Annotated in this window: 15 protein-coding genes and 1 tRNA gene; 8 read left to right on the forward strand and 8 right to left on the reverse strand. The window is 68.7% G+C overall.

Annotated features, from left to right (window positions below):
* Position 1: 1 nt before the first annotated feature.
* Genes K2X73_RS05080 through K2X73_RS05095 form a run of 4 tightly spaced genes read right to left on the reverse strand, consistent with a single transcriptional unit; the run spans position 2 to position 4,245 of the window.
* Positions 2 to 1,273, reverse strand: a complete 1,272-nt coding sequence (locus K2X73_RS05080) for a type IV secretion system protein (RefSeq protein WP_294109038.1) — start codon at positions 1,271 to 1,273, stop codon at positions 2 to 4.
* On the reverse strand, positions 1,273 to 3,663 hold the full coding sequence (locus K2X73_RS05085; RefSeq protein WP_294109039.1) for a VirB4 family type IV secretion/conjugal transfer ATPase: 2,391 nt from the start codon (positions 3,661 to 3,663) through the stop codon (positions 1,273 to 1,275). Before K2X73_RS05085 ends, K2X73_RS05080 begins: the two co-directional genes overlap by 1 nt.
* Complete coding sequence (locus tag K2X73_RS05090) at positions 3,642 to 3,926, reverse strand: type IV secretion system protein VirB3 (RefSeq protein ID WP_294109040.1); 285 nt, start codon at positions 3,924 to 3,926, stop codon at positions 3,642 to 3,644. The genes K2X73_RS05085 and K2X73_RS05090 overlap by 22 nt, the downstream gene beginning before the upstream one ends.
* 1 nt (position 3,927) lies before the next feature.
* Entirely contained in the window at positions 3,928 to 4,245 is a 318-nt protein-coding gene (locus K2X73_RS05095; protein ID WP_294109042.1) for a TrbC/VirB2 family protein, read from the reverse strand.
* A 438-nt stretch (positions 4,246 to 4,683) separates the two neighbouring features.
* Here K2X73_RS05095 and K2X73_RS05100 point away from each other — a divergent pair, with 438 nt between their 5' ends.
* Positions 4,684 to 6,717 (forward strand): hypothetical protein, encoded by a 2,034-nt coding sequence (locus K2X73_RS05100; protein ID WP_294109043.1) that lies wholly within the window; start codon positions 4,684 to 4,686, stop codon positions 6,715 to 6,717.
* A 361-nt stretch (positions 6,718 to 7,078) separates the two neighbouring features.
* Here K2X73_RS05100 and K2X73_RS05105 read toward each other — a convergent pair.
* Positions 7,079 to 7,153: transfer RNA gene (locus tag K2X73_RS05105), tRNA-Thr, on the reverse strand.
* Between the two features lie 84 nt (positions 7,154 to 7,237).
* Here K2X73_RS05105 and K2X73_RS05110 point away from each other — a divergent pair.
* Complete coding sequence (locus tag K2X73_RS05110) at positions 7,238 to 7,375, forward strand: hypothetical protein (protein WP_294109044.1); 138 nt, start codon at positions 7,238 to 7,240, stop codon at positions 7,373 to 7,375.
* On the opposite strand, the gene K2X73_RS05115 is transcribed toward K2X73_RS05110, so the two are convergent.
* A complete protein-coding gene (locus tag K2X73_RS05115; protein WP_294109045.1) occupies positions 7,362 to 8,255 on the reverse strand; it encodes a hypothetical protein in 894 nt (297 codons plus the stop codon). The two genes, K2X73_RS05110 and K2X73_RS05115, sit on opposite strands and share 14 nt — an antisense overlap.
* A complete protein-coding gene (locus tag K2X73_RS05120) occupies positions 8,252 to 9,124 on the reverse strand; it encodes a hypothetical protein (protein ID WP_294109046.1) in 873 nt (290 codons plus the stop codon). Before K2X73_RS05120 ends, K2X73_RS05115 begins: the two co-directional genes overlap by 4 nt.
* Before the next feature lie 150 nt (positions 9,125 to 9,274).
* Between K2X73_RS05120 and recQ the strand changes: the two genes are divergently transcribed.
* The 6 genes from recQ (at position 9,275) to K2X73_RS05150 (ending at position 14,948) form a co-directional block, all read left to right on the forward strand.
* Complete coding sequence (recQ, locus tag K2X73_RS05125) at positions 9,275 to 11,032, forward strand: DNA helicase RecQ (RefSeq protein ID WP_294109047.1); 1,758 nt, start codon at positions 9,275 to 9,277, stop codon at positions 11,030 to 11,032.
* 145 nt (positions 11,033 to 11,177) lie between these two features.
* A complete protein-coding gene (locus K2X73_RS05130; RefSeq protein ID WP_294109048.1) occupies positions 11,178 to 11,594 on the forward strand; it encodes a TIGR01244 family sulfur transferase in 417 nt (138 codons plus the stop codon).
* Positions 11,591 to 11,932, forward strand: coding sequence for a hypothetical protein (locus K2X73_RS05135; RefSeq protein WP_294109049.1), 342 nt, complete (start codon positions 11,591 to 11,593; stop codon positions 11,930 to 11,932). The genes K2X73_RS05130 and K2X73_RS05135 overlap by 4 nt, the downstream gene beginning before the upstream one ends.
* 21 nt (positions 11,933 to 11,953) lie before the next feature.
* Positions 11,954 to 12,928 carry a sterol desaturase family protein gene (locus tag K2X73_RS05140; RefSeq protein WP_294109050.1) on the forward strand — a complete coding sequence of 325 codons (975 nt, stop codon included), beginning with the start codon at positions 11,954 to 11,956 and terminating at the stop codon, positions 12,926 to 12,928.
* Positions 12,862 to 14,445: a GMC family oxidoreductase N-terminal domain-containing protein gene (locus K2X73_RS05145; RefSeq protein ID WP_294109051.1), complete on the forward strand. Its 1,584-nt coding sequence runs from the start codon at positions 12,862 to 12,864 to the stop codon at positions 14,443 to 14,445. The genes K2X73_RS05140 and K2X73_RS05145 overlap by 67 nt, the downstream gene beginning before the upstream one ends.
* Positions 14,442 to 14,948 carry a DUF523 domain-containing protein gene (locus K2X73_RS05150; protein WP_294109053.1) on the forward strand — a complete coding sequence of 169 codons (507 nt, stop codon included), beginning with the start codon at positions 14,442 to 14,444 and terminating at the stop codon, positions 14,946 to 14,948. Before K2X73_RS05145 ends, K2X73_RS05150 begins: the two co-directional genes overlap by 4 nt.
* A 51-nt stretch (positions 14,949 to 14,999) precedes the next feature.
* On the opposite strand, the gene K2X73_RS05155 is transcribed toward K2X73_RS05150, so the two are convergent.
* The gene (locus tag K2X73_RS05155; RefSeq protein ID WP_294109054.1) at positions 15,000 to 15,467 is read right to left on the reverse strand and encodes a hypothetical protein; all 468 of its coding nucleotides are present in this window, start codon (positions 15,465 to 15,467) and stop codon (positions 15,000 to 15,002) included.
* Positions 15,468 to 15,524 lie beyond the last annotated feature (57 nt).

Raw genomic sequence — 15,524 nt, forward strand, 5'->3', positions numbered from 1 at the left:
CTTATCCTGCTGCGTCGCGCCGGCCGGCGCTGGCGGATCGACGTTGGCTGGCGGTGCGGCGATAGCTTTGGCCGAGCGGGGCGCTCGCCGCGATTCCCGCTTGCCCATCCAGCGCGCCGGCCGACGCCACCCCCCGTCCGACGGACGCGGGCGCACCGCTACCGCCACGCTGTTCCTGGCGCACGCGCGCGCTGATCGCATCGGCGATGGCGAGCGCGCGCGGCCGCTCGTCGCGCGGGTCGGCATCGGCACGCGGGGCCGGTAGCGCGAGCACCGGGGGCGTGCCCGTCCCGGCCCGCGCGATCCAGTCCCGCGCCGCGCGCAGCAGCGTGTCGGGCAGGCGAAAGCCCGCCGCCATCCGCGTGGTCGCGAGCAGCATCGCCAACAGCACCAGCGCGAACAGCGCGGTCGTCGCGAACAATTGGCCGGGCAGCAGCGGCGCGGGCACCGGGTCCGCCGCCGTGCGCGCGGCGAGCAGCGCACCGACCTGCGGCTCAACGATCGCCAGTTCGAACGCCAGCACCGCCGCCACCCCGATCGCCCCCAGCGCCGCCCCGGCGAGCACCCGCACCCAACCCTCGAACACCCCGCGCAAAGCACCGAACAGCAGACACGCGATCGCGATTGGCCCGAGCGCAAGCATCAGCCCCGCGACGATCCGCACCGACAGCACCCCGGCAAGCGTCGCGACCAGCATCACCTGCCCCGCCCGACTGATCGTGGGATTGACGCCCGAGTCGCCCAGCGTGGGGGTGATCGGCGCGGGGGTGGCTGGTTGCTGGGTCGCACCCGGCGGGGTCGCGGGCACGGGCGCGGGTGCCCCCCCAGCCGCTGGCGGTGTGACCGGCTCGGGCCGCGCCGCGCGTTCGATCGCGGTGTAGGCTGCCTGTATCCGGTCGATCAGATTGGGGTCACCACCGCCCAGCCCGCCCGGCGCCAGCACCCGCGCGGCGATCTCGCCCGGGCCGTCGATCACGACGTTATAGACAAGCGTCTGATAGGCCGGCCATTGGCTCGCCAGCGCGAGCACGAAGCCGATGCGAACCGCGCCGACCACGCTTTCGCGCAAGCTGAGCATATCCCCCAGCAGCATCCGGTAGCCGACCAGCGCGACGTAGATCACGAGTAGCCCGGTAAGCGCCAGCGCGATCGGGGAGCCATAGCCCAGCGCGCGATAGCCCTCTTCCCCCAAGGCACGGGCATGGCAATCGACCAGGCGTGTCAGTCCGGTGACATAGGGGCCGAGCGGATCGAAGGCGGGGCAGGCCGGCATCAGGCGACCTTCAGTAGTTCGCTGAGCCAATCGGCGGGGTCGTCTCCGGTGCGCTCGCGGATTTCGTCGAGCAGCCGCACCGTGCGCTCGCGGCCCGACAGGATCGTCAACAGCTCCGCCTCGCCCGACAGATTGAGCCGCGCGACGACGCTGTCGTTGCCGTGCTTGATCAGGAAGGCGTGAGCATTGTCGGGCAGGGTGCGGACCAGCTCATATTCATGCGGCGTCAGCCCGAAGCCTTCGATGTAATCGCGGGCCTGCGCCTTGGGGTTGGCCATGAAGATCTGCGTCGCCGCCTGTTCGACGATCGCCGAGGCGATACGGCTCGAAAGCGCGTCCTCGGCGCTCTGCGTCGCGAAGCCGACGATGCCGTTGCGCTTGCGAATCGTCTTTTCCCAGTCCTTGATGCGCTGCACGAACACGTCGTCGTCCAGCGCCTTCCACCCCTCGTCGATCACGATGATCGAGGGGGTGCCGTCCAGCCGCTCTTCGACGCGGTGGAACAGGTACATCATCGCCGGGGTGCGCAATGTCGGCGCATCGAGGATGCGCGTCATGTCGAAGCCGATCGTGGCGGCGGCCAGATCGGTGCGGTCCTCGGCATTGTCGAACAGCCAGGCCCATTCGCCATCGCCCCACCAGGGGCGCAGCCGCGACCAGAGATCGCCCGCATGGGGCCGTGCCTGGCCACGGAACAGCTCGACGAAATGCCGCAGCCGGCGATAGGCCGGGGGCGCGACGAAATTGGCGTCGACCGCGTCCTTGATGCGCCCGAGTTCCTCCGCCGACAGCGCCTCGCCGCCGCTGCTCGCCAGCCGCGCGACCCAATCGATCAGGAAGCGGCGGTTGTCGGGGGTATCGTCCAGCCGCAGCGGGTTGAGCCCCGACGGCGCGCCGGGGCGCAGCATGTCGTAGCTGCCGCCGATCGCGCGGATGAACAGCTCGGCCCCGCGATCCTTGTCGAAGAAGATGATGCGCGGGTGGAATTTGCGCGCCTGGGCGAGCAGGAAGTTCAGCACCACCGTCTTGCCCGAGCCCGACGGGCCGATGACGGTGAAATTACCCAGATCGCCCTGGTGGAAATTGAAATGATAGGGGCCGGCGGCGGTCGTTTCCAGGATGGTGACCGCCTGGCCCCAATGGTTGCCCTCGGCGCGACCGATCGGGAAATTATGCCCGCTCGCAAGGCTCGCGAAATTGCGGCTGGATACCAGCGCGCGGCGGGCGATGAACGGGAAATTGCCGGGGAATTGCGCCCAGAAGGCCGGCTCCAGCCCGATCTCCTCGCGCACCGCGATGATGCCGAGATCGGTGAGCGCGGCCTGCACCTCCGCGACACCGTTATCCACCTGCGCCGGCGTCTCGCCGCGGATGGTGATCGTCATGTGATGCTCGCCGAAGGTGGCGCGGCCCGCTGCCAGCTCGTCCTTGGCGGCGGCAAGGTCGGCGCGCAGGCTCACCGCTTCGTCGTCCGCCGCGCGCATCCGCCGGATCGCCAGGTTCATCCGGCCAAGCCCCGCCTGGCGATCAACGAAGCCGAAGCTCTGGCTCACCACCAGCTCGCAGGGCAGCCGCAGCAGATCGTCGAACATGCCCGGCGTGGTGCGGCCCGGATAATCCTTGATCGACACGATCGCCGCGAACGAGCGCGGCAGCGCGCCGGCGGACGCCAGCTCCAGCGCCTCCTGTCCGAAACTCACCCGCCGATAGGGCAGATATTCACCAACATCGCCCTGCGGCAGGCGCACCGGGCGCAATTCGCCATTGTAGAGCGCCGAGAGGAATTCGAGCGGTTCCGAACAAGGCCCGTGCGGGGTTTCGTATACCTTCAGGACACGCGCATCATAATGGCCGAGCGCCGCGAGCACCTGCTCGGTGGCGGCATCAAGCGCGCGGCGTTCGGCGGCGAAGGCGGCGGCGCGCTCGCCCGCGCCTACCCCGCGCCCGATCAGGCTTGCGAGCCGCTCGGCCAGGCCGCCGCGCCCCTGCAGCGGTCGGCGCACGATCGTCAGGAACAGTTCGTTGGCGTAGAGCGCCTTGCCCGCCAGCCGCGCGCGCCACCGCGCATCGAGCCGCGCGCTGAAACCGTCGGGAAACTCGGCCTCGATCAGCGGCTCGACCCGGCGACGGATGATGTGGTGATACACCGCGAAGCGCGAGCCGCCGATCGCCTGCAGCATCGCGTCGCGCAGCGCCTTGCGATAATTCAGCGCGTCGGTGTCGGCGGTTTCGAACATCAGCCCGCCAAGTCGCACCATCTGGCAGAGGCTGCCGTCGCGCAGCAGGATCGTGCGATCGTCGATCTGCGCGGCATAAGGCAGGCGGCTGCCGGCGCTTCGTTCGCGGGCGAAGGCGCGCGGGTCCGCGCTCAGGCGCGGTAGGAGTTGCATCGCCAGATCGCATGGTTGCGCCCGCGCGGGCAGCGCGACGCCTTCACCAGCCACAGATCGAAGAAGCGCGGCTCGCCGAGGCAAGCGAGATAGCCCACCGCATGGACGACCAGCGCGGCCAGCAGCACCCACGTGCTTTTGAAGATCAGGAACAGCTCGGTGGTGACCACCGCGTTGATCACGAAATAGCTGTAGGTGACGCCGGCGAACATCTGCGGCCGAGTGAGCGCGACGAACAGCGGATCGCGATCGAGCGTGCTCATCTCAATTGCCGAGCGCGGCGGTCGATTGGATGCCGCCGACGATGCTCGCCGCGCCGAACAGGATGAAGCAGCCCAGGATCACCGTCGCGCCATAGCGCCAGTTGAGCCGCCCGGTGAGCATCAGGAACCCGACCGAGGCGACCGCGATCACCGCGACCACGGTCGCGACCGTGCCGAGCAGCGTGCCCTGCAGCCAATTGACCGCGCCAACGATCGGCCCGGAGCCGGCCGGATCGGCATAGCTTTGCGCTCGACCCGGGGCCGCTGCAAGGGCCAGGAACAGCGCCGCGTGAGTAAAGGCGAAGGCTCGGCGAATCATAACGTGCGGCATCGATCCTCAATTTAGCTGGGGTGGCACGACGCACCCGTTACCGACCCGGTGAGCGCTGGCACGCTAGATGACAGGCTTTATGGTCGGCACCGTCCCGAAACCCCGTCCCCGCTGCCCGTCATCGCTCCCGCAGCATGGCTGATGCGTTTTATCCCCGATGTTACGGGTCTAACCAATCCCCCCAGCCGGCACAAGCGGCGGCGGGGACCACTCTGGGCGGGGGCGCGGGGAAAAGGGTTATCACCTGTTTTCCCGACCAGCGGCACGACCATACCCCAGCCGCCCACCGTCCGCAGGTGTCCCGGAGTCCATCCCGCTGACGCTCGGCGTGATGGGACAGGTTAACGCCGTTCAAGCGATGCCCCTGCGTCCCCGGTTAACAAACTTTGCTTAACCCGAGCCGACAACAGCAGGGAGAAGCATGACATGGTAAGCTTAGCACGGGGTAAATCGCGACTGATCGCGACCGGTTCGGCGACTGCCCTGTTGGCCGGCGGCGTGGTGCTGGCGGCGAGCGGAGGCGGATCGAGTGTGCTGACCACGCTCGCCAGCACGGTCAGCATCGTCACCGGCCAGGCGACGTCCAAGCCGGCGCCGGCCTTCGCGGCCAATGCCGGGCCGGATTTGACGGTTAAGCTGCCCAATACCCGAGTGACGCTGTTAGGCAGCGTGCGCGGGGGCACCGCGCAATGGACCCAGCTGAGCGGCCCCGCGAAGGTGGTGTTTCTGGCCACCAACAACCCCTCGACCCCGGTGATGGCGGACAAGCCCGGCACTTATAAGCTGCGCCTCGCCGTCAACAACGCGAACGGCAAGGTGCTCACCTCGGACACGGTGGTGGTGCGGGTGGCGGCCAATCCGACGGTAATCGGCAGCGCCTCGACCCCGCTCGATCATGTGCTGAGCTTCAACCGGCCGGCGATGCGCGCGGGCAACACGATGGTGCCGCTCAGCATGTCGAGCTGCGCCGTCTCGAGCTCCGTCACCCGCGAACTTGTGCGCAACTGGGGCTTCGGCGCCCAGTTCAATGAGGGCACCAACTATGGCGAGGATCTGGTCTTCGCCGAGGTGAAGAACAATCCCGGCAAATATCCGCTCGTCTTCAGCCAGGCGAGTTTCTACGGCATCTATAACAATTATGATGGGCATAACGCCGGCTATCCGGTGCTGCCGGCAGATACCTATCTGCATGATGCCAATGGTCAGATCATCCTGGAAGGCGGCAACCCGATCGTCAGCCCGATCGCGCCCGATGCCGCCTTCCGCCAGATCGGCGCTTACATGGGTAAGGCGATGCGACAGGTCGAGGAGCGCACCGGGCAGAAGACCGACCTGGTGATCAACAACGGTGAATCGGGGCTGTGGCTCACGATCGACCGCTGGCCGTGGGATAAATGGGGGCGCGACCCCAAGGTGACGCAGGCGCTGCGAGCGGCGGGGCTCGATCCCACCCGGGAAGGCGATTGGTGGAAATTCCTGGCGCGCAACAAGGCGCGGCAGGAACGGATCATTAAGGAAACCGCCTATGCCTCGCTCCAGCTCGGCCAGCCGCGCACCTATAGCTGGTATGGGGAGGGCTTTGGCACCGAACGCGGCCGCTGGGCCGGCTGGCCGTGGTACAACTTCCTGTGGGAAGAATATATCGACGGCAACGGCCGGCCGCAGGTCTCGGACTATGCCTCCCCCGAAATGTATTACAGCTTCCACAACAGCGGCTGGTCGGGCCTGCACGGCCAGCAGGGCATTCCCTATGATGGGTTGACGCTGTTGCTCCGCAATGCCGGGGGCATCCGCACGCTTGGCCAGAGCCTTATCCTGCCCTGGGTAAGCCAGGGCTGGGACGGCGGCGATTCGGGCGGCATCTCCGACGATGACATGTTCATCGGCGCGATGAAGGCGATCTACACGTCGGGCGCCGCCGGCGCGGTGGTCGGCTATTTCACCTGCGACGGCGCGCCGTTCCAGGCGATGCGGACCAACGGCGTCGTCGGCGCACAGGTCCCCACCCAGGTGCGCGGGCTGATCAACACCGCCAAGGTCCACGCGCTGTTCACTTATCTGGAGCCGTTCCTGCGCAACGGCGACCTGCTGCCCGGAGACGGCAACCACGCCTTCCATTCGTGGGACATCACCACCCCGGCGATGGAGTTCGACGTGGCGGGCGAAACCAAGGTCAACGATCCCTGGAACCCCGATTCCAAATATCACACCGCGCGGGTGCTTGCCCGCAAGATGCGTGGTGCCGATCGTTGGCTGGTCACCGCCTGGGCGAATACCGGGCTCGACCGCGACGTACGGGTGACGATCGATCCGCGCCTGGGGCAGCTGGTGCTGCGCGCGCGCAAGGCGGGTTCGGTCTATATCGTCGAGCTGGTCAATGGTCGCGTGCAGCAAAGGCTGGTCGACACCGACGCGATGAACCCGACCCGGACGCTGTTCCCCGAACAAGGCGCGTTGTGACTTTGCCGCAGGGTGACCCCCCGGGGTCACCCTGCGGGCCGAAACGGCATTTGACCTAGTGGTGCAAGGCGCCGCGCGGCCGTGCGGCAGCGCGATTTCCACCCTATCCATCGGCGCAGTGGAGAGCGGACCTTATCTTATCGCGGACAGGTCCGCCGATTCCGATCCATGCCGACAGCCGCGAAGGATTTACCCTCGGACCCGCGGTTGATGCGCTTAAAAAATGTCGTGGACGTCGCCGCGGAAATGCAAACAGCGGTCAGGACTTGCTGTTCCTACCCGTGACCGGCGGGGCTGCTCACGGCCCAGGCCGCAGATGTGCCGGGCAGCGGAAACATGACGCGTTGTCTTAAAAGGAAAATGGTGCTGCCGGCGAGGATTGAACTCGCGACCTCAGCCTTACCAAGGATGCGCTCTACCACTGAGCTACGGCAGCATACGGACGGGTCCGCGGAGAGCGCGCCTATGTCCGCACCCGCCCCCCTTGTCAAGCAGCGCGTGGCGCGCCTAGGCGTGCGCGATGGACCAGGAACGCGCCCAGCGGCTCGCCCAGGCGTTGCGCGACAATCTGCGCAAGCGCAAGGCCCATGCGCGGGCCAAGGCCGCGGAGCGACCAGCCGACGAGGCGCCGCTAGCCCCGCCCGTCAGCGACAGCTGAGCCGGATCTCGCCGCGCGGCCCGTCATAGGTGAGCCGCGAGCAGCGATCGAGCCAATCGCGGCCGATCCGCAGGAAATAGAGCCGGCGCGGCTTGGTGCGCGCGGTCACCTGCACTTCGCCGCCGCCATCGTCATCGGGCTCGGCGGCCTTGCCCGCTTCGGGGATGCGCACCGTGCTCCCCCAATCCTGCACCCGCACCGGCAGATGATCGATCGCGAGCGGCCCGATCGAAAGCGGGGTCGCCAGGCGCAGCTCGCGCACCGGGCGGGTGACGCCATAAGCGATCATCACGTCGCGCCGTGCGCCGCTCATTTCCCCGCCATTGCTCGCGGCGATGATGCGCGCGGCGGCGGCGGTCGCGAAGCTTTCCGCCGCGCGCGGATCGAAGCGCACGCGCAGCATCTCGCCGCCGAGCGGCAGCGCCCCGAAGCTATAGTCGGCCAGGCGCGGGTCCTTGCCCGGCGTCCAGGGCAGCGCGACCTCGCGCTCGCCGGGCTCGGCGGGGCGCAGCGGGAAATCGAGCACGCGATCGGCGAAGGCATCGGGGCCGATCTCGCACTCGGCGCCGTCCCGCCCGTCGCGATCGGCGAACACGATCCATTGCCACCCGTCGCGCGTGCCGCCGCGCACCGGCGCCCACGCCTGGAGCACGGTCTTCACCACCCCGCCAAAGTCGATCTGCCCGGGCTCGGTCGCGAGGCCCAGCTTCTTGACGAGATTGGGGTTGCAGGTGAGCTGGGCGGTGGCGGCGGGGTCGATCCGCACGCGCACGGGGCGCTCGGCGAGCGTCATCGGCACGATCAGCGACCGTGCGCTCTCGGGCGACTGCGCGCCGGCTGGCGTGGCAAGCAGCGCGAGGACCGGCCAGAGCGGCTTCACACGCAAGCGAGGCGAATTTGCTTGGCGGGCTTGTCGAAGGTGATCGCGGCGCAGCGATCGAGCACATCGCGGCCGATGATCACCACGTCGCGCCGCTCGCCCTCTCGCTTGGCGCTCACCACCACTTCCTCGGGATCGGCGTCCGCGTCCTGGATGCCGGCGACCGAGCCATTGTCCGAAATCCGCACCAGCACCTCGTCGAGTTGTATCCCGCCAAACACCAGCGGCCGGGCGAATCGCAACACACGCGCCGGCCGGTTGATGCCAAACGCAACATGGGCCGGGATGGGCGCGCCTTGCAACGTCCCGCCCAGGAATTCGGCGAGCGCGGCGCCCGCGCCGGCGGTCGCGAGCGAGCGCGGGTGCTGCGGATCGAACAGCAGGATCAGCGGCCGCTTGCCGAGCATCACCCGGGCATAGCTGGGGCGAAACGCCTGCTGCACCAGCGGCAGCGTCGTCACCCGCTCGCCGCCGCGCGCCGGGCGCAGATCGAAGCGGACGATCCGGGCGGGGATACCACCGGGTCCGATCGCGGCGTCGGCGCCCTGGGCATAATCGCGCTCGAACCACACCACGCGGCGGCGATAGCTCAGCCCCTCGAAATCGAGCCGCGCGACCGAGGTATCGCCGCGCACCTTCACCGGACCAACCTTCACGCTGAACCCGAACAGCCCAGCATGGAGGCCGCTGCGCTCGCGAAAGCCGGGGTTGAGCGTCGGCGCGGCGGGCGCCCAGGGGCTCAACAATAGCTTGCCCTGCGCCCCGCCGAGCCGCACGGGCACCACCCCGTCGCCGCGCACGACGAACACCGGATCGGGCGTGGCCCCGATCAGCAGCGGCAGGCAGGCCAGCATCAGGCGGCGCTTCATCGGGCTCTCTCCTCCCACGTCGCGATCAGCTACCCCGCCGATGCCAAGCGGCGCTAGTGGTTTCGCGCCGGAACGATCGCGCTCGGCGGTGATCGATCGCTAGGCGCGCCCGGGTTCCAATTGCCGCCCATGCGCTCTAGGCGAGCGCGGGTGACCGACCCGCTCGCCATTCTGCGCCAGACGTTTGGCTTTCCCGATTTTCGGGGCGTTCAGCGCCAAGTGATCGACCGGGTGCTCGGCGGCGAGGGCACGCTCGCGGTGATGCCGACGGGGGCGGGCAAGTCGCTCTGCTATCAGCTGCCGGCGGTGGCGCTGCCGGGAACGTGCGTCGTCGTCTCGCCGCTGATCGCCTTGATGCACGATCAGCTGCGCTCCGCGGAGGCGATTGGCCTCAAGGCGGCGACGCTCACCTCGGTCGATACCAACCAGGCCGAGACGGTGGCGCGCTTCCGCTCGGGGGCGCTCGATCTGCTTTATGTCGCGCCCGAACGCGCCTCGAACGAGGGGTTTCGCGCGCTGCTGGGGCAGGCGCCGCTCGCCTTGTTCGCGATCGACGAGGCGCACTGCGTCAGCGAATGGGGGCATGATTTCCGCCCCGATTACCGGCTGCTGAAACCGCTGCTCGATCGCTTTCCCGAAGTGCCGCGCCTCGCGCTCACCGCCACCGCCGACGCGCATACCCGCGCCGATATCCTGGAGCAGCTCGGCATCCCGCGCGCGGGGTTGATCGTCGCGGGGTTCGATCGACCCAATATCCGCTACGCGATTTCGCCGCGCGAGACGATCGGGCGCCAGCTGGCCGAGCTGGTGCGCGCGAACCCGGGTCCGGGCATCGTCTATGCCCCCACCCGCGCCGCGACCGAGCGGCTCGCCGAGCAACTGGTGCGCACCGGGCGGCCGACGCGCGCCTATCACGCCGGGCTCGATCCCGCGATCCGCGCCCGCGCCCAGGCCGATTTCGTCGCGAGCGAGGATATGGTGATCTGCGCGACGATTGCCTTCGGCATGGGCATCGACAAGCCCGATGTCCGCTTCGTCGCGCACGCCGCGCTCCCCAAATCGATCGAGGCCTATTACCAGGAAACAGGCCGCGCGGGCCGCGACGGCGACCCGAGCGTCGCGCATCTCTTCTGGGGCGCCGAGGATTTCGCGCAAGGGTGGCGCCGGGTGAGCGAGGCCGAGCCCGATCGGCAAAAGACGGTGCGCGCCCAGCTTCAGGCGATGCAAAATCTGGTCGAGACGCCGGGGTGCCGCCGCGCGGTGCTGCTCAAGCATTTCGGCGAGCAGCCGGAAGCGTTTTGCGGCAATTGCGACAATTGCCTCGCCCGCCCGGCGGTGCTCGACGCGACCGAACTCGCCCGCAAATTGCTGAGCGCGGTGTACCGCACCGGGCAGAGCTTCGGCGTCGGCCATCTGGAGAAGGTGCTCACCGGCGCGCGCGACGAGCGGATCGAGAAGCTGGGGCATGACGGCCTGTCGGTGTTCGGCATCGTCGAGGGCGAGGAGGCGAAACTGCTGCGCCCGCTCGCCCGCGCTTTGCAGGCGCGCGGGGTGCTCACCAGCAACGAGCATGGCGCGCTCCAGCTCGCTGGCAGCGCGCGCGCGGTGCTGCGCGGCGAGGAGGCGGTGGCGATCGTCGCCCCGCCCCCGCCCAAGCGCCGCGAACGCCGCCGCGCCGAGGCAATGCCGGACGATCCGCTGTTCGACGCCCTGCGCGCCAAGCGGCGCGCGCTGGCGCAGGAGGCGGGGGTGCCGCCCTATGTGATCTTCCACGATTCGGTGCTGCGCGAAATGGCCGCGCTGAAGCCCCAGAACCGCGCCGCGCTCGCGCAGATCAGCGGCATCGGGGCGCGGAAAATGGAGGCTTATGGCGATGCCTTCCTGGCGGTGATCCGGGAGGGGGTTTGACCCCTCTCTAAGCCCCTCCCCTTCAGGGGAGGGGTTGGGGCGGGGATGATCCGGGAGCAACGCTGGGCTCCTGAAGCCCCCACCCCCACCCCTCCCCCAAGGGGGAGGGGCTTGTTTGCCTCGCCACACCCGCTAGCCTCCCCGCATGTACCCGCTCACCCCCGACTTCGCCGTCGCGCCGCAGATCGACGCATCCGACATTCCCGCCATCGCCGCGCAGGGCGTGAAGACCATCGTCTGCAACCGCCCCGATGGCGAGGAATGGGGCCAGCCGGCCAATGCCGATCTCCGCGCGGCGGCAGAGGCGGCGGGGCTCGATTTCGTCGAGATTCCGGTAACGCACGCGGGCTTCTCGCACGCGCAGATCGAAGCGCTGGGCGTGGTGCTCGATCGCGGCGAGCCGGTGCTCGCCTTCTGCCGATCGGGCACGCGCAGCACGTTCCTCTGGGCGCTCACCCGCGCCGCGCGGGGCGACGATCCGCAAGCGCTCGCCCAGACGGCCGCGCAGGCGGGCTATGATCTGTCGCCGGTTTACGGCCTGCTCCAGTCGCTGCAGCCATGATCCTGAAACTGGTCGGCTCGCTGATCGCGATCCTGGTGCTCGCCGGGCTCGCGCGCTGGCTGGGGTTTGGCGCCGGCGGCTGGATCGCGAGCGAGGACCAGGCCCGCGCCGAGGCCGAGGCGAGCTTCGCGGGGTTCCGCGCCGCGCGCGCGACGCTCTCCAGCGACGGCGCATCGGCGCTGGTCGAAGGAACCGATGGCAGCTTCGTCATCCTCAAGCGCCACGGCGTCCACCCCGCCGGTCGCCGCGTGACGCCGGACCAGCTGCGCCAAACGGCGGAAGGAACGCGCGTCGAAACCGGCGACGCGCGGTTCGGCACCGTCTTGGTGCGACGCTGACAGCCGTGTAAGTAAGGCTATATGGAACTGCCCAATCCGGTCGATTACGCGATTCCCGGCTTCGTCCTGCTGATCCTGGCGGAGATGCTGGTGTGGCGCGCGCGTGACCGGCGGCGCTATGAACCGCGCGACACGCTCACCTCGCTCGCGCTCGGGCTGGGGAGCACGGTCGCGGGCCTGCTTTCGGGTGGGCTGGTGTTCGGCATGGCGATGTGGGTGCACCAGTATCGCCTCTTCGACATCGGCTATGCCTGGTACTGGTTCGCCGTCGCCTTCGTGCTCGACGATCTGGCTTATTATGTCTTCCACCGCTCGGCGCACCGGGTGCGCTGGTTCTGGGCGAGCCATGTCATCCACCACAGCTCGCAGCACTATAACCTGTCGACGGCGCTGCGGCAGACCTGGACCGGGTTCTTCAGCGCGGGCTTCATCTTCCGCCTGCCACTGTTCCTGATCGGCTTTCCGCCGGCGATGGTGTTCTTCGTGGCGGGGCTGAACCTCGTCTATCAATTCTGGATCCATACCGAGGCGGTGGGGCGGATGCCCGCCTGGTTCGAGGGGGTGATGAACACCCCCAGCCACCACCGCGTCCACCACGCGACCAACCCGCGCTATCTCGACAAGAATTATGCCGGCGTGTTCATCGTCTGGGACCGGCTGTTCGGCACCTTCGAGCCCGAGCGTGATGACGAGGCGATCCGCTACGGCATCGTCAAGCAGCTCGGCAGCTTCAACCTGCTCTGGGCGGCGTTCCACGAATGGGTGGGGATCGCGCGGGACATGTGGGCGGCACCCGGCTTGCGCAACAAGCTCGGCTATCTGCTGATGCCGCCGGGCTGGAGCCATGACGGCAGCCGCGAGACATCCGAAATGATCAAACAACGCTGGGCGGAGACCCGGGCCGAGGGCCAAGAACAGGGAGAGTTAGCGTGGAACAGGCCGACATCATCGTCATCGGCGGCGGCTCGGGCGGGAGCGCGGTCGCCGGCCGGCTAGTCGAGCGCGGCTATAAGGTCTGCCTGCTCGAGGCGGGGGGCAAGAATCAGGGCTGGCGCACCCGGATGCCCGGCGCGCTGGCGATGCAGACCGGGGCGACCAACTGGCGGTACGAGACGGTCCCCCAGGCCGGGCTCAACGGGCGGCGGGGCTTCCAGCCGCGCGGGCGTGGGCTGGGCGGCTCCTCGGCGATCAACGCGATGATCTACATTCGCGGCAACGCCTGGGACTATGATAATTGGGAAGCAATGGGCTGCCCCGGCTGGTCCTATGCCGAGGTCCTCCCCTATTTCAAACGCGCCGAGCATAACGAACGCGGCGGCGACGATTATCATGGCGGGGCGGGGCCGCTATGGGTGAGCGACCAGCGCCATCCCAACCCGGGCTCGATCGCTTTCGTGGAGGCGGGCGCCTCGCTCCAGATCCCGCGCAACGATGATTTCAACGGCGAGCGTCAGGAGGGCATCGGCCTCTACCAGGTAACGCAGAAGGGCGGCGAGCGCTGGAGCGCGGCGCGCGCCTATCTCGATCCCAAGCAGGGTGACGACAAGCTGCGCGTGATCACCGGCGTCACCGCCGAGCGATTGTTGTTCGACGGCGGCCGCGCGGTGGGCGTCAGCTATCTGCGCGGCGGCAAGCGGACCGAGCTGCGCGCGCGCGCGGTGGTGCTGAGCGCGGGGGTGTTCGGCACGCCGCAGCTGCTGATGCTCTCCGGCATCGGCCCCGCCGCGCATCTCGCCGAGCATGGCATCGCGGTGCGGGTCGATCGCGCGGCGGTGGGCGAAAATCTGCAGGATCATCTCGATTATGTCGCCGCCTATGAATGCGACGATCCGCGCTTCCTGGGCACCAACCTCGCCGGTTCGCTCAACGCGCTGAAGGCGATGGTCCAATGGTTCCGCCGGCGCGAAGGGGTGATGACGACGCCCTATGCCGAAAGCGGCGCCTTTCTGAAGCTGGAGCCGGACGCGCCCTGCCCCGATGTCCAGCTGCATTTCGTGATCGCCGCGCTCGAGGATCACGGCCGGGTGAAAGTGCGCGCGCACGGCTATTCGGGGCATGTCTGCGTGCTGCGCCCGGAGAGCAAGGGCCGGGTGACGCTCGCGAGCGCCGATCCGCGCGCGATGCCGCTGATCGACCCGCGATTCCTGAGCGACCCGCGCGATCTCGCGCTGATGAAGAAGGGGGTGCGGGCGATGTACCGCATCCTCGAAACCCCGCCGATGAGCGATTATCGGGGCCGCGACCGTCATCCCGTGAACCTGGACGACGACGCCGCGATCGAAGCGCTGATCCGCGCCCGGTCGGACACCATCTACCACCCGGTCGGCACCGCGCGGATGGGGTCGGACGATGCGGCGGTATGCGATCCGAGGCTGCGGGTGCGCGGGGTGGACGGGCTGTATGTCGCCGACGCCTCGATCATGCCCAAGCTCATCTCCGGCAACACCAACGCACCGTCGATCATGATCGGCGAGCGCGCCGCCGAATTCGTCGCGGCGGACCTGGCGGCTTGAGCGCACCGCCCCGGCTGCTGGTGAGCGCGTGCCTGCTCGGGCGGCCGGTGCGCTATGATGGCGGCCACCGTGCGTTCGATAGCGCGCGGCTCGCCGATTGGGTCGCGCAAGGGCGGGCGATCGGCTTTTGCCCGGAAGTCGCCGCCGGCCTGCCGACACCGCGCCCGCCCGCCGAGATCACGAACGGCGCGGATGGCGTGGCGGTGCTCGACGGACGGGCGGCTATCATCGAGCCCGACGGACGCGACGTGACCGCCGCCTATCGCGCCGGCGCCGAGGCCGCGCTCGATCTCGCGCGTCGCGAAGGCTGCCGCCTCGCCCTGCTGACCGATGGCAGCCCGTCCTGCGGCTCGGGCTTCGTTTATGACGGCAGCTTTTCGGGGACGCGGCACAAGGGGATGGGCGTCACCACCGCGCTGCTCCGCGCGCACGGGATCGCCGTGTTCGCCCCCGCCGAGTTCGAGGCGCTGGCGGTGGCGATGGCGCCCGACCCTCAAGCCTAAGGCGAACTGGCGCGACCCGCGACCCACGCCGCCGGCCGCGCCGTCGCCGGCTTATTGCGGCGGCTGGGTGAAGCGCAGTTCGCGCAGCAGCGTGGTGCCGACAAAGGTGCGCAGCTTGTTGCGCTCGACGATCCCGCGCGCCTGCGCCTCGGGGCCGCCCGCCAGCGCGTTCAGCCGCTTGTCGAGAATATCGAGCGAGGTGTCCATCGCCGCCGCGTTCTTGTACACGACGACCAGCTGCAGATTGCCGTCGCCGTCATTGCCCGCCATCGGCTGATAGATGCCGTAATCGAGCACTTCGCCAGCTTTCTTGCGCTCCTCCTGCTGCTTGCGCCAGACGCCGTTGAGCAGCGCCATGTAATTGTTCAACTGGCCGGGCTCGACCTTCACGGTGCGGATTTCGACCACCGGACCGAGTTCATAATTGCGGGGCGCCGATGCCTGCTGGGCAAGCGCGGGGGCGGCGAAACCAGTGCCGGCGAGCAGCGCGGCGGCGAGTGCGGTGCGAATCAGCTTCATCACGATCCTCCCACAGCTTTCGGTGCGAAAGCGGAACGAGCAGATCATAATGACATG

It is taken from the genome of Sphingomonas sp., assembly GCF_019746665.1.
In the GTDB taxonomy this organism is placed as follows: Bacteria; Pseudomonadota; Alphaproteobacteria; order Sphingomonadales; family Sphingomonadaceae; genus Sphingomonas.

What these genes read in the sequence shown, in the direction of transcription:
- K2X73_RS05135 (WP_294109049.1), top strand. Translation starts at nt 11,591, where the DNA reads ATGATCCTGAAACTGGTCGGCTCGCTGATCGCGATCCTGGTGCTCGCC.
- K2X73_RS05120 (WP_294109046.1), bottom strand. Translation starts at nt 9,124, where the DNA reads ATGAAGCGCCGCCTGATGCTGGCCTGCCTGCCGCTGCTGATCGGGGCC.
- K2X73_RS05085 (WP_294109039.1), bottom strand. Translation starts at nt 3,663, where the DNA reads ATGCAACTCCTACCGCGCCTGAGCGCGGACCCGCGCGCCTTCGCCCGC.
- K2X73_RS05140 (WP_294109050.1), top strand. Translation starts at nt 11,954, where the DNA reads ATGGAACTGCCCAATCCGGTCGATTACGCGATTCCCGGCTTCGTCCTG.
- K2X73_RS05100 (WP_294109043.1), top strand. Translation starts at nt 4,684, where the DNA reads ATGGTAAGCTTAGCACGGGGTAAATCGCGACTGATCGCGACCGGTTCG.
- K2X73_RS05095 (WP_294109042.1), bottom strand. Translation starts at nt 4,245, where the DNA reads ATGATTCGCCGAGCCTTCGCCTTTACTCACGCGGCGCTGTTCCTGGCC.
- K2X73_RS05155 (WP_294109054.1), bottom strand. Translation starts at nt 15,467, where the DNA reads ATGAAGCTGATTCGCACCGCACTCGCCGCCGCGCTGCTCGCCGGCACT.
- K2X73_RS05090 (WP_294109040.1), bottom strand. Translation starts at nt 3,926, where the DNA reads ATGAGCACGCTCGATCGCGATCCGCTGTTCGTCGCGCTCACTCGGCCG.
- K2X73_RS05080 (WP_294109038.1), bottom strand. Translation starts at nt 1,273, where the DNA reads ATGCCGGCCTGCCCCGCCTTCGATCCGCTCGGCCCCTATGTCACCGGA.
- K2X73_RS05130 (WP_294109048.1), top strand. Translation starts at nt 11,178, where the DNA reads ATGTACCCGCTCACCCCCGACTTCGCCGTCGCGCCGCAGATCGACGCA.
- K2X73_RS05110 (WP_294109044.1), top strand. Translation starts at nt 7,238, where the DNA reads ATGGACCAGGAACGCGCCCAGCGGCTCGCCCAGGCGTTGCGCGACAAT.